The organism is Microcoleus sp. Pol7_B2 (assembly GCF_036701035.1).
Lineage (GTDB): Bacteria > Cyanobacteriota > Cyanobacteriia > Cyanobacteriales > Microcoleaceae > Microcoleus.
Window position 1 is genome coordinate 145,890 of record NZ_JAUBQB010000001.1, and the last position, 12,898, is coordinate 158,787.

Here is a 12,898-nt window from a genome sequence, read left to right on the forward strand (position 1 = left end):
CTCCTGAGTAAATATGTCTTTAAAAATACAAGAGCACGAAAACCCCTGGCAGAGAGTAACTTCGCGGTTGTCTGAATCTGAAAACTGGAGGCAGGAAGAAAGTCTTTCGCTGCCGGAAGTAGACCAACAAAAAGCCCTAATCGTGCAGATGCAGCAGCAAGTTCAGTTATCAAACTTGCTGAACCAAATTAATAACGAAATTCGCAGTACACTTGACATAGAAGAAATTTTGACATCGGCCTGCCGATTGCTGGGGCAAGCGTTAGAGTGCAGTCGCGTGAGCATTTTAGTCAAAGAATCAAATACAGAAAAAACTTTAGTTACGCGCGGAGAGTACAACGCGGGGGACTATCCCATCCAACTGGGAATGAAAGTACCGATGACTGACAATCCGCATTTGGCTGCCGTCGTGTCTCAGCAAGAGTCCCTAGCATTGACGAAGTTTCTCGATTTTCCGGGATTGAATCCACAAACCAGAAAAATTGCCGAAGCTTTGGAGATTAAGTCAATGCTGGCAGTAGCTACTCGCTATCAAGGTGAAGTGAATGGCATAATTGGTTTGCATCAGTGCGATCGCGAACGGGAATGGACTGATTGGGAAAGGCAGCTTTTAGAAGGGGTAGGATCGCAATTGGCGATCGCGATCAATCAAGCCAAACTCTATAGCAAAACCAGGCGGCAAGCCGAACGAGAATCGCTGCTGCGGCTGATCGGCAACCAAATTCGCAGTACCCTCGATCTGGAAACTATTCTACAAACAGCGGTGAGGGAAGTCCGCCAAATGTTGCAGTGCGATCGAGTAATTATCTATCAGTTTCAAGACAACTGGCAAGGAAAAGTTGTTGTTGAAGATATGGTGATCCCTTGGCCTTCAATTTTAGGAGATATGGGGGCGGATAAGTGTTTCCGGGGAGATTACGCGGATCTTTACCAGCAAGGGCGAGTCAAAGCCATTAATGATATTTTTAATGCTGGTTTAGAGCCTTGTCACGTTGATTTCTTAGACCGTTTGCAGGTTAAAGCTAATCTGATCGTGCCGATTGTTACATCGAGAACTGAAGAAAGTTCCCCCGAAACAGCGGCAAGCTATAATCCTAAATTTCCCGGTAGGCTGTGGGGTTTGCTGATTGCTCATGAGTGCCGGGATACCCGCAATTGGCAGCGGCAAGAAATGGAGTTGCTATCCCAGATAGCCAACCAAATGGCGATCGCCATTCAGCAAGCAGAACTTTATAGCCAAGTCCAAGATGCTGCGGTAAAATCTCAAGCTCAAACCCAGCAATTGCAGGCTGCGTTAGAAGAATTGCGATCGGCACAGCAGCAATTGATTCAAAGCGAAAAAATGTCAGGTTTGGGGCAAATGGTAGCGGGAATTGCTCATGAAATTAACAACGCCAACAATTTCATCCACGCTAACTTGTTTCACGCTAAAGAATATTTTAAAGCCTTGAACGAAGCTCTAGAACAGGCCGGAAATGCCTGCCCGGAAGCAGCGGAAGCAATTGTCAGAATCAATGAAGAACTAGAACTCGATTACATTCGAGAAGACTTTGGTAAACTGATCAATTCAATGCGGGAAGGCAGCGGGAGGATTCGCTCGATCGTGATGACACTGCGAAATTTTTCTCGTTTAGACCACGCTGAATTAAAACCAGTAGATTTGAATGAAGGTTTAGAAAGCAGTTTCTTGATGCTGCAAAATAAGCTAAAAACCCATATCAAAATAGACAAGCAATACGGCAGTTTGCCGCCCGTCCAATGTCATGCCAGTCAAATTAACCAAGTATTTTATAATTTGATTGACAATGCTTTAGATGCGCTCCAGTCAACGAGCAAACCGGGGGAATTAACCATTCGTAGTTGGCAAAGCGAGCCGGACTGGGTAACAATCTCTGTGCGCGACACGGGAACTGGCATTCCTGCTGAAATTCAAGACAAGATTTTTGACCCATTTTTTACTACTAAACCTGTGGGTAAAGGTACGGGTTTAGGACTTTCAGTGTGCTATCAGGTAATTGTTCAAGCTCACGGCGGCAAGCTGAGTTGCGTCAGTCAGGTTGGCGAAGGAAGTGAGTTTATTGTAGAGTTGCCCTTAACAAATCAGAGGAGGGTAAGTGCATAATTTCTGCTTTAGTCAGATTAATGAACAATTCCCTATGCCCGTGGATTTATAAGTAATTAACCGGACTTGATATTAATTGTCAGCTTGCTGCTGATAAGCCTGGTATACAGCCTCTAAAAAAACATTAGCATCAACTTTCATCGGCAGTTTGTCCAAAGCAATGATTTGTTTCACCTGACTAGCCAGTTGTTTGCTCACTTCATTTCGGGCATTTGGTATCATAGCTTCGCGCCGGTGCAAATACTCTCGAATTACAGCAAAATCTTCTGGCAGCAAGCTGGAAATATCGGCTTCTATCAGCAGTTTATTTGCTAGGGATTGAGCCGATGTTGATACTTTCAATGCAGTAGTTGTCAGAGGTTTTTCTTCTTGAATTACCATGGTGCCTCCTACCAAATCTCCTAAACGTTTTTCCCGCTGGTTTAAAACTATGAAAAATACACCTATAAAAAATAAGTCGTCAAAAGGTCGCAGCAAAGCCCGTAGTGTTGATTGCGGAAGCCTGACGGGACGACCATCATCCCGAATTACTCGGATTTTGACATAACGCTTGCCTGGTGTTTGACCCGACCACACGGTTTCATAAAATACAAAGTAACCTACATAAATGAAAAAACCAATTAATGCCTGAAATGCTATCAACCAGAGTTCTAAGCGATTGGTACTTCCTAGCAACTTTGCGATCGTCTCAAGCAACACTGAATTAAATATCAGTGCACCTAATAGAAACACTACTATGATTAAACCCAAAATGATATAGTCTATCAGCAATGCGTATGCTCGGTTGCCAATTCCGGCTAAGGTAAATTCGAGTTCAACGCTTTCGGGAGTGTGGAGAGTGAAGCGATTAAAAAGTCGCATAAATTTGAGCAAATTTTATGTTTTGACTGAGGCTGAATTAGCGATCGCGCATTTGCAAACCCAAACCTTCTTTGCGGCTGCGGACGTCGTAGTAGATAATGGCTTTCATAGCCTGCCAAAAAGGAGTCACAAGCGCACCGCTGCCAATGCTCACTCCCACAATCATAATATAATAAACTAAGTAAAATAGACCCGACTCTGGGCCCAATACTTTACTTAAAAAAACTTGAACGATCACAGTAAGTATCTGCACAACAATCGTGATCGGGAGTGAGACCAAAATGCCCACAAAAACTATCCACTGAATGCGTCCCACCGACCCCTTAGTTAATTTCCAACTGCGACCGATTGCTGAACTAGCACCTATATTATTTTCGATCGCCAGCGGCACTTCAATAATCAGCAAGCGAGAGAAAAGTCGGATATATATAATTAAGAAAGCAATAACTGCAACTAGCAGGAAAGCTGCAACAAGTGTGAAATTTTGCCCAAAGAGCGCACCAGCACCCATTCCCACAAAGAACATCGCGATCCCGCTTACCAAGGATACCCCAAGGAAAATCAGAAATGTCAATATACCCGCCCATAAAAAACTCCACATCCGAGGATTCACCTCACGGCGAGCATCACTGACAGTCTCTGGCTTTTCCCTAACTTCACCGAAAGCCAGACGAGAAATGAGCCCTGCGATCGCAGAATATTTAGCCCAACCGTAAATCGGAACTAACAACCACAGATAAGCTACCAATGCCAAACTAAAATATGACTTAAAATGGTCGCGGTAAATACGCAAACTAGCACTAACAACATTACCGACGCTCAAGGGGCCTGTTGGTCCAGAAGAACTAAGATTTTTTTTAGGCATGACTGGATGGGTGTAGTTGTGTGAGGCGGAAAATTTACAACTATCTTAAGCTATATCTAATAGAACTTAGTGAAAACTTTATGAATATTAAACGTTGGATCGCGCGGCGAGAACCCAACTGGAAACGGTTGGACACTCTTTTACACCAAGTAGAAAAAAAGGGGCTAAAGTCCCTACCTGCGTCTGAAATCAGGGAATTAGCGAGTTTGTACCGTTCTGTTTCGGCAGATTTGGCTAGGGCTAGGACAAATGAAGTCGGTAATATTTTGTTACAAGATTTGCAAAGGTTAACTTCTCGTGGCTACACCCAAATTTACCAAGGTTCGCGCCGCCAAGATTGGGAAGCTATAGTGGAGTTTTGCCGCTGGGGTTTTCCGGCTACGGTACAGGAGACGTTTGGTTATACGGCGACTGCGACGGGTATTTTTTTAGTAATGGCGTTGATTGCTTGGTGGTTTGCTTGGCAAGATCCGGCGTTTTTGTCCCTAGTAGTTCCTGGACATTTGATTAAAACGGTACGCGATGAGGGGAAATTGTGGATGGGTTCAATTGTGGGAATCGAACCTTTAGCTTCTAGCGGTATTATGACTAACAATCTATCCGTATGCTTTGCGGCTGTTGGGGGAGGGATTGTTTTCGGTCTTTACACTGTTTATATTATGGCATTTAATGGAGTGAGCATCGGCGCGATCGCCAGTTTAGTAGCTCAGCATAATTTAGCTTACCCTTTTTGGGCCTTTGTATTTCCTCACGGTTCTCTGGAATTGCCGGCGATTTTTTTAGCTGGCGGCGCTGGTTTAATCATCGCCCGCGCTATCTTTTTTCCTGGCAAATATCGCCGTGCTGATGCCATGAAGTTTTACGGTACTCAAGCTGCACAATTGGTATTTGGGATTGTGCCGATGCTGGTAATTGCTGGTACCATCGAGGGTTTTTTATCGCCAAATCCGGCAATTCCCGATCCGTTGAAGTATTTGGCTGGGATCGGGTTGTTTGCGCTGTTGGTGATGTATTGCAGTAAAAGGCGATCGGCTGAAGTTCCTAGATAATTCTGAGCTTGAAATCGTTACACAAACGAAGTCCACTCCTAGCGGAATAAGACGCATTTTACCTAGCCATATCGAGTCCAGTAATTAATTAAAATCATGACTATTACTAACATCACCTCTCCCGAAGACAACCCTTTTCATCGAATCAAGCTTCGGCAGATATTTGGAGGGTGGTTTTTATTAGCTATGGGTATTTATTTTCAAATAGTAATGATTGGCTATACACGAGGGATAAAATTTGATAGTAAACTAACATTAGATCCATTCGTTGAAGAAATATTGGGAATTTATTTATCGATTCTGTTACTGGCTTTGGTGTGGCGACAATGCAAGCTAGCGGGAATTGAAATTAAATATTTGGTTGGTAAAGTTCCCGATCGCTACCAATGGTTGCCATTAGTAGGTCTGGCGATCGCTAGCGTGGTTTTTTCAATAAGTGTCTTCCGAGTATTTTATTATCCATTGTCTTTTTTCGTACCTTCTTTTGTCGAAAAAATTCTGACAGAACGTAGAAATCTTAGTATTTTAATGACAGCTTCAAAAACATTTAATCCGGCACTTTACTATTTAATTAGTGCGATTAATAGTTGTGCAATATCTCCCATATTTAATCCCTTTATTTTCACAGCTATTATGCTACACAGATGGGCTGCAAAATGGGGTAATATTCCAGCCATCTTAGCTCATTGTCTATTCTTTATAATTTTTGGTTATAAATATTTTATATCTGTACTTATTGGGATATTAATGTACTTAATTTTGTATTTAAAAACCCGCAGCTTAGTTATACTAATAGTTTTTAGTGCCTTGGAAAATATTATTTTTAAAATTTGGAATGTGTCGTATACAACATTTTTTGACAATCAAACAGCAAACATTCTAGATGTATTTCGATCGCAAATACATTTAGGTGTCTTGTTTTTTGCTTTGTCAGCCCCTTGGGTAATCGGTTTTATCTACAAAAACTGGTCTGTTCTCAAAGGGCCTTTACCTTACTTTGCTAATGCTGCAGAAGCTGAGAAGATTAAAGCTGATTCCGAGACTTAAGTTGCAGATATCTGTTAACTAATTGCTCGCTAATTTGATTTGCTGGTGCATCCAAAACCAAAACTCCTTTTTGTTTCAACTGTGCAAAAGCTACCTGACGCTGTGCTAGTAAATCTAAAGCGACAGCACGATTATAAGCAGGTGTAATTTCCACGGTGAAAGTGTGAGCGATTTTGTCAACTTGAGGGTCGCGCAAAGTTACGCAAAAAGGCAAATAACGAGGTGTTAAACGCGCTAAGGCGGAAAGCATTTCTGTAGAAGCTGTGACATCTACTAAATCAGTAATTAGCACTACTAATGCACGGCGAGTTTGTTGACTTACTAATTTAGTTACAGCACCAACATAGTCGGGTTCTAACAAAACTGGCTGAATTGGCGCCAGGCGTTCAATTAATTTAGAGTGTTGATGTTGACCGCGTTCCGGGGGTATCCAAGTCGTGATTTCCCGATCGAACACACCGACTCCCACGCGATCGCTCCGATTTAGTCCAGCCAAGGCTAAAGACAGCGCTGCATTCACTCCCCAGTCAAAACGCTTCAAACCCTGCACTCGCGCCGTCATCAGCCGTCCCCTGTCGAGTAAAATAATCAAAGTTTGCTCTTTTTCGGGTTCTAAAACTCTGACTAAAGGGCGCGATCGCCTCGCAGTAGCTTTCCAATCAATCAAGCGAGGATCGTCACCAATACCATATTCCCGCAGTTCGGCAAATTCAGTTCCCATGCCAAGTTTTCGTAACCCACGCATTGTGCCGCTATTTTCCAATGTTAGCCGAATAGAGAGTTCTTTCAACATCACTAAATCGGGATAAACTGCCACTTTTTCACTAGCAGGTATTTTCCAGTCGTGCCATGCTAAACCCCAATTTCCCAACTGCCGCACCTGAATATCTCCCCACTTATATTCTCCGCGATTTGACGGGCGGATTGTATAAGTTAATTCCAGAGCGCTGTTAGGGTTGAGGTCTGCTTCCAGAATCGGTTGAGAGACATCAAACTCTAGCGGATAGGCGTCGCGCAGGCGAATTTTAGCAGTTTGATTTGCCGTTAGCGCAGCCCTCGGAGAGGATCGCACTGACAGTAAAACCGGATTGTCTCGCCCAATCGAAAGTCTGTGCAACGGATGGCGTGTCACTTGCACCCGATGAGATTTTACGCGCAGTGCGTCGGTAATAGCTAGACCTACAATTAAACAGTCAAATAGCAAAGTGCCGATAATACTTGTCTGCTGATTTACAAGCATAGCGAGCAAAAGGGCGATCGGAATTGCGATCGCTAACAGGAAATAAAGGCGAATAGCAGGAATCATTAAAATTTCTGATTAAGATACTGGTGTACACAATTCAACGAGAGTTCCGTCTGGACATCTAACATAGAAAACAATCTGACCCCAAGGTTTTTTGAGAGGTGCTTTTAACTCTAATGCACCTGCTGCGATCGCTTGTTGATGTGCCATTTCTACTGAATCAGTGGTAAGTGCTATTTCAACACCTAAAGGTTTATCCGATGAATCAGCCGAAATATAACCATTTGGGAAATTTGACGCGCCTAGAGAATGTGTAGCAAAAGATAAAGTTGTTTCCCCAGTGTCAAGCTTACCATAATCTCGTGATTCATCAATGAACTTCTTTTTGAACCCAAAAGCCATTTCAAAAAAAGTCAATCAACTTAGTACGTCAGCAACGTAAATAATTGTATATTTGAATTTCATTTGCTTTCTCCCTTTACATGATTTGCAAGTAGGTTACGTCGTTCATCAGTATAACTCCACCAAGGCTTAGCTGGTTCGCCATTGAGGAATCTTTTGACAGAAATGAGAGCGTCAAGTACACATGGATCGTGGCGATGTCCCATGACATTAGCAAGTTCGTGAAAGACTTCTAATGGCGATCTCGTTTTAAGTTGATCTGGTTGCTCAATACCAATGCTTCGCAAATCCGCACTAATTGATTTCCCAATGTTTGGAAGGTCTTCAAGCTTCTTCACTTCGTTTAGAGACTTCTTCATACTTCTGGTGTGGTATTTTTTATCTCAATTCCTACAATACTTGCGTAATAAAGATTTTTTGTCAGGAATTCGATTCCTCCAAACGAAACGTAAACATAACATGATCACTTGGTGTTTCTGGATTACCAACAGCCGAATACAGATTCATCGCTGCTGTATTTTCGCGATCTGTAAGCACCCAAGCTTCTGTACAACCCAACTCACGAGCGACCTCAAATACTGCATTCATCAAACGCTTCCCCAAACCTTGCCGACGATAAGTTTCTGCTACACTAACCTCGTTAATCCACAGTTCGGGACGTGCCTTGTCGGGATGAACATAATGAACTGCTGAGACAAAGCCGACAACTAGATCGTCATCGATTGCAACAGCCAGATGGTGGCGCGAGTCTGTCAAAAATTCTTCAGTACGTGGGATATCGATCGAGTTGTCGAAGACATCTGGATCGACATTCTTGAGAATATCTACATCATTACGATCCAGAATTTTGATGGCGATCGTCATAGTTATATTTGAGTTTACCTCGGTACAGCGACTTGTTTTAATACCGAAGCAATTACCGAATCAATTTGCAAGCCATCTAGCAGCGATTCTGGTTTGAGAATCAGACGGTGACGCAAAAGCGGCAGTGCGATCGCCTTGACATCATCAGGAGTAGTATAATCCCTGCCGGCTAGCCAAGCGTGAGCTTTACTACTTTGCAACCAAGCTACTGCCGATCGCGGAGAAGCACCCAATGCCAAATCGGGATGTTTTCGCGTATTGTGTACCAAAGCTAGCACGTAATCGAGCACTTTCTCTTCTACTTTGACAGTTTGTACTGCTTGACGGGCGCTAATTATTTCCTCTACCGTTGCTAAAGATTTGATCCTAGCTAAATCGAGGCGTTTAGCGCGAAACCCTGCCTCTGCGTTCAGCAACATTTGCTTTTCGGCGGCTGCATCGGGATAGTCAACCACAAGTTTAAATAAAAATCGGTCTAACTGAGCTTCTGGTAGCGGATAAGTGCCTTCAAATTCTAGGGAATTTTGAGTGGCGATCGTCCAAAATAATTCTGGCAGAGCTAAAGTCTCACCGTCTAACGTTACCTGCTGTTCTTCCATTGCTTCTAGCAGTGCTGACTGGGTTTTCGGAGGGGTGCGATTAATTTCATCCGCTAGCAAAACCTCAGTAAACACAGGCCCTTTTTTCAGGGTAAAACTGTGGCTTTCAAAATCAAAAATATTCGTTCCCAAGATATCCGATGGCAAAATATCCGGCGTTAGTTGAATGCGGCGAAAATCTGCTTGAATCAATTGGGCGATCGTTTTTACAAGTAGAGTTTTCCCCGTTCCAGGGACTCCCTCAATAATCACGTGGCCGCCGCTCAAAAGTGCCACTAGCAAGTGCTGTACAGTGGAAGATTGACCCACAACTATTTTGTCGAGGGCTTGGCTGATGCGTTTAAAAATCGAGTTTGTTTCGCTCATTTTAGATTTTTCCTGTCAGAGGGGAGATGTTGACGGATCTGCTGCCATTTACCCAACCAGGTTAGCAAATCTGAATCGCTGATTCGGCGTTTATGAGATGGCGAGGGCAGAAGTTCTGACAATTCTGCCGCTTTTCCCCCTGTTTGCTCAACCCAAGCATTTGTTAGGGTTTCACTTTCCAGCGATCCCTGTCCCAATAATAATGCTTTTTGCAGTTGTAACTGTTCTTCTTTTCCGATAATTTCTACCGCAAAATCAGTGCTGTTTGCTTTTTGCAAAACACCCGCTAATGCTTGAATGTAAGCTTCGCTGTTGTCAACCTGTGGCGCTGATATAGTTACAGGGTGTCCAAACCTGTTCCACCCGGCAAAAATAGCAACGAGTAAAATAATTGTACCCTGTATCAAAACGGTAAATAGAGGAGTTTTGGCTAAATAAGTGAATAAATTTCCCTCGTATTCGCGTTCAAGAACTTCTGGATCTTTGTAGCCGTGAATGTATTCGTCTACCCAGACTTTATTGAGGATTTTACTTGTTCCCTGGCTTTGCGGGTCGATTGAATTTTGGATTAATTTCACTGCTAGAGTCTGCTGGGTCCCTTCTATTTCTTGTTCTCCACCTTCTAATTGAGTAACCAGCCCTGCTAAAAATTCATAATTACCTGGAAAATCCTGATAAGCATTAGCAGCTAAATGGGAGGTACTGGCAAAATAAACTGTACCCTTTCCCACTGGTTTTTTCCAAACAATTGCCCCAAATTGATCGTCTAAAACTTGTTTTTTGTCGCTGGGGTATCTCCGCCCGGTGTCAATCTTGATTTCCCCGGCTGAAGCTGGGTGCAAGCTACTAAAAGGTGCTGATGTCACCGGGGCGCGAACTCCCAAATTTACCAAAGTATTGCCCTGTTCCACCCACTTTTTATCTGTCTCAGAAACACCTTCTGGTATCAATTTACTATAGATACGTAAAAGTGTACTGGGCGGTTTTGTATCTTGGTTTTTAGCAAAGTCTTCAAAAGGTTTTTGCCAGCGCTGAACCTCGCTTCCCCGTTTTGACATAAAAGCATACCATGCTCCGTAGCCGTCCGGCGCTCTATTATAAGTAGAACCGCTGTTGACTTTGTTGTTAGCAGGAGCAAATAGCAGGGTAATGATAATTATTACAGTAATGGCGATCGCTCCCAACAACCATAACCTACGCTTTGACAAGTTCATCGCTCGTTAAGTAAGTAAGTAAGTACAAATAAATATAACATGAGGGGGTTTTTGGATGAATCAACTCACTCCTCATATAGAACCCATTTGAGAAATTTTAGTTATCGTCAATCACATTACGGCTCACCAATAAAGTTGGTTTTTTACTATCGCATTTTTAAGGGAATCAGATTTACAGCATATTCCATGTAGATGTAGATTGCGAAAAACCGGGTTTCGAGCAACAGAATCAGTAATGATGCGGGAACTGTAAAGAAACCCGGTTTCTGGGGTGTATTTCATAAACGAATACGCTGTAACTTACGCCCGAACCCCAATTTTCAGAAATTCCCAACAGGGTTATGCTTAAACATATAAAATCCTGAGTATTTTTACTCATAATTGTCTTTCTTGATTCACTTTTGCCCGCAGAAGCAGTGAACGCTGCCTCTTGGGGGGCGAAATCTGGGATTTAAGCTCTCCTCTACAGAGGTGGAAAACCCGCTTGTTATAGGGCTGAAAAAAAGATCGCAATTTTTCCGGATAAAACTCATTGACGATGAAAGTTAAACATCCCTACGTAAATAGGTCTAAGTAGGTGTAATTATTTACACTAAAAATTTTGTCAGGGGCAATAATACCTTCAGATACTGATTGGGCAAGCCTTTTTACTTGATTTACCTGCAGGTATGAGGAAATTTTTCTTGCAGTGACTGATCGCTACAAGAAAGCCCAACTTCTTGTTTTCAGCCACTTCTAATCCTTAATTACTCATCATTAACACATAAGCTATGGCTACTTCAATTACTGGTTCTTTGGGTCAAGACACTAATTACAGCAGCATCAGTGACCTAATTACACAATGGCCTACTGCCGCCCAGGATCAAGGCATCCAACTGTCTGGGATAGCTTTTGATGGCTTTGAAACGAACTACACTAACCCTATTCCCATCAGCAACCTCACGTTAGCAACGAACGAAAACCCTAAAAGCGGGTTGAGCTACGGCGCTGTCCCTGGTATTGGTGTCTACGGCTCTTATAGTGGTTGGTTTACCGACCCCACTAAAAGTCGGGCGGAAATCAACTATGACCCCAACACCAATCTATCTCAGGCGCTGAAGGTGAAATGGGCAGATAACAAAGACATCACTAGCGCCACGATCGGCCTCAGTGCATTACTTCCCAAATCAAGTTCTGCAGTGAACGATCAAGGCAATGAAGTTGCTTTGCTGAAACTCTTTAATAATGGGGCGGAGGTATCGGCCAGCAATTTTACGATCATTCGCGTCAACCCTCCGACGAGCGGTCAAAAACCGATCGGTGTGTCTTCAGATGGACTGACTTTCATTGGCGATAGTCCCGATGGCAATTTCACATTCCAGATACAAGCAAATTCCACTAGCGTTGCTTTTGACGAATTACGGTTCTCCGCCAAAGCCTACGATAGCCCCACCGCTGCCTACGCCACTAGCACCTCCCCCAAAAGCGATGGTTCCGACTTCCTAGTGCGAAGTATTCAATATCAAGGCATTGATGTGACGCCAACGCCGACGCCAACGCCAACGCCGACGCCAACTCCGACGCCGACGCCGACGGCGACAACTCCAAGTATCTTCCAGTTCGCCCAACCAAATTACACGGTGGCTGAAGGTGGCGTGGCTACGATTAACGTTACTCGCACCGGTGGTACAGAGGCTGCATCGATTAACTACGCTACTTTTGACGGTTCGGCAAGTTCAGCAGGCACTGCTGCGGATTACACTACGGCGGCGGGGGCGTTGAATTTTGCTGCGGGGGTAACTACCGCTAGTTTCACCGTGACGGCTTTGACTGATTCGATTTTGGAATCATCGCCGGAAACGGTGAATTTGGTGCTCTTCGGTGGCAATGTTGGCAGTAGTCCATCAATTTTGACGATTAATGATGTGCCCCCAACTGGGACGACGGCAACTCCGACGCCGACGGCGACAACTCCAAGTATCTTCCAGTTCGCCCAACCAAATTACACGGTGGCTGAAGGCGACGTGGCTACGATTAACGTTACTCGCACCGGCGGTACAGAGGCTGCATCGATTAATTACGCTACTCTTGACGGTTCGGCAAGTTCAGCAGGCACTGCACCGGATTACACTGGGACGGCGGCGGGGCTGTTGAATTTTGCTGCGGGGGTAACTACCGCTAGTTTCACCGTGACGGCTTTGACTGATTCGATTTTGGAATCATCGCCGGAAACGGTGAATTTGGTGCTCTTCGGTGGCAATGTTGGCAGTAGTCCATCAATTTTGAC

Annotated in this window: 12 protein-coding genes; 4 read left to right on the plus strand and 8 right to left on the minus strand. The window is 43.9% G+C overall.

What is annotated here, in order from left to right; translation table 11 throughout:
- The first annotated feature begins 13 nt into the window (after positions 1-13).
- A complete protein-coding gene (locus tag QUA57_RS00575) occupies positions 14-2,122 on the plus strand; it encodes a GAF domain-containing protein (protein WP_333058888.1) in 2,109 nt (702 codons plus the stop codon).
- Between the two features lie 72 nt (positions 2,123-2,194).
- Here QUA57_RS00575 and QUA57_RS00580 read toward each other — a convergent pair whose 3' ends face one another.
- Together QUA57_RS00580 and QUA57_RS00585 are read right to left on the minus strand one after the other, a co-directional pair.
- Positions 2,195-2,983 (minus strand): RDD family protein, encoded by a 789-nt coding sequence (locus QUA57_RS00580; RefSeq protein WP_333058890.1) that lies wholly within the window; start codon positions 2,981-2,983, stop codon positions 2,195-2,197.
- 37 nt (positions 2,984-3,020) lie between these two features.
- Positions 3,021-3,848 carry a DUF975 domain-containing protein gene (locus QUA57_RS00585; protein ID WP_333058891.1) on the minus strand — a complete coding sequence of 276 codons (828 nt, stop codon included), beginning with the start codon at positions 3,846-3,848 and terminating at the stop codon, positions 3,021-3,023.
- Positions 3,849-3,928: 80 nt separating this feature from the next.
- On the opposite strand from QUA57_RS00585, the gene QUA57_RS00590 reads away from it, so the two are divergent.
- The gene (locus QUA57_RS00590; protein WP_333058892.1) at positions 3,929-4,897 is read left to right on the plus strand and encodes a stage II sporulation protein M; all 969 of its coding nucleotides are present in this window, start codon (positions 3,929-3,931) and stop codon (positions 4,895-4,897) included.
- 96 nt (positions 4,898-4,993) lie between these two features.
- Positions 4,994-5,944, plus strand: coding sequence for a hypothetical protein (locus QUA57_RS00595; protein ID WP_333058893.1), 951 nt, complete (start codon positions 4,994-4,996; stop codon positions 5,942-5,944).
- Here QUA57_RS00595 and QUA57_RS00600 read toward each other — a convergent pair.
- The 6 genes from QUA57_RS00600 to QUA57_RS00625 form a co-directional block, all read right to left on the minus strand.
- Entirely contained in the window at positions 5,922-7,250 is a 1,329-nt protein-coding gene (locus tag QUA57_RS00600; RefSeq protein ID WP_333058894.1) for a DUF58 domain-containing protein, read from the minus strand. The two genes, QUA57_RS00595 and QUA57_RS00600, sit on opposite strands and share 23 nt — an antisense overlap.
- Before the next feature lie 12 nt (positions 7,251-7,262).
- Positions 7,263-7,604, minus strand: coding sequence for a hypothetical protein (locus tag QUA57_RS00605; protein ID WP_333058895.1), 342 nt, complete (start codon positions 7,602-7,604; stop codon positions 7,263-7,265).
- 44 nt (positions 7,605-7,648) lie between these two features.
- Positions 7,649-7,948, minus strand: a complete 300-nt coding sequence (locus QUA57_RS00610; RefSeq protein ID WP_333058897.1) for a helix-hairpin-helix domain-containing protein — start codon at positions 7,946-7,948, stop codon at positions 7,649-7,651.
- Between the two features lie 61 nt (positions 7,949-8,009).
- The gene (locus tag QUA57_RS00615; protein ID WP_333058898.1) at positions 8,010-8,453 is read right to left on the minus strand and encodes a GNAT family N-acetyltransferase; all 444 of its coding nucleotides are present in this window, start codon (positions 8,451-8,453) and stop codon (positions 8,010-8,012) included.
- 14 nt (positions 8,454-8,467) lie between these two features.
- A complete protein-coding gene (locus QUA57_RS00620; protein WP_333058899.1) occupies positions 8,468-9,418 on the minus strand; it encodes a MoxR family ATPase in 951 nt (316 codons plus the stop codon).
- The gene (locus QUA57_RS00625) at positions 9,415-10,632 is read right to left on the minus strand and encodes a DUF4350 domain-containing protein (protein WP_333058900.1); all 1,218 of its coding nucleotides are present in this window, start codon (positions 10,630-10,632) and stop codon (positions 9,415-9,417) included. Before QUA57_RS00625 ends, QUA57_RS00620 begins: the two co-directional genes overlap by 4 nt.
- 770 nt (positions 10,633-11,402) lie before the next feature.
- Between QUA57_RS00625 and QUA57_RS00630 the strand changes: the two genes are divergently transcribed.
- The coding region (locus QUA57_RS00630) for a Calx-beta domain-containing protein (RefSeq protein WP_333250888.1) at positions 11,403-12,898 on the plus strand (1,496 nt) is incomplete at its 3' end.

Excerpts from the sequence above, each read along its gene's own strand:
- QUA57_RS00610 (WP_333058897.1), bottom strand. The coding sequence starts at position 7,948 with ATGAAGAAGTCTCTAAACGAAGTGAAGAAGCTTGAAGACCTTCCAAAC.
- QUA57_RS00575 (WP_333058888.1), top strand. The coding sequence starts at position 14 with ATGTCTTTAAAAATACAAGAGCACGAAAACCCCTGGCAGAGAGTAACT.
- QUA57_RS00615 (WP_333058898.1), bottom strand. The coding sequence starts at position 8,453 with ATGACGATCGCCATCAAAATTCTGGATCGTAATGATGTAGATATTCTC.
- QUA57_RS00580 (WP_333058890.1), bottom strand. The coding sequence starts at position 2,983 with ATGCGACTTTTTAATCGCTTCACTCTCCACACTCCCGAAAGCGTTGAA.
- QUA57_RS00590 (WP_333058892.1), top strand. The coding sequence starts at position 3,929 with ATGAATATTAAACGTTGGATCGCGCGGCGAGAACCCAACTGGAAACGG.
- QUA57_RS00620 (WP_333058899.1), bottom strand. The coding sequence starts at position 9,418 with ATGAGCGAAACAAACTCGATTTTTAAACGCATCAGCCAAGCCCTCGAC.
- QUA57_RS00595 (WP_333058893.1), top strand. The coding sequence starts at position 4,994 with ATGACTATTACTAACATCACCTCTCCCGAAGACAACCCTTTTCATCGA.
- QUA57_RS00600 (WP_333058894.1), bottom strand. The coding sequence starts at position 7,250 with ATGATTCCTGCTATTCGCCTTTATTTCCTGTTAGCGATCGCAATTCCG.
- QUA57_RS00625 (WP_333058900.1), bottom strand. The coding sequence starts at position 10,632 with ATGAACTTGTCAAAGCGTAGGTTATGGTTGTTGGGAGCGATCGCCATT.
- QUA57_RS00585 (WP_333058891.1), bottom strand. The coding sequence starts at position 3,848 with ATGCCTAAAAAAAATCTTAGTTCTTCTGGACCAACAGGCCCCTTGAGC.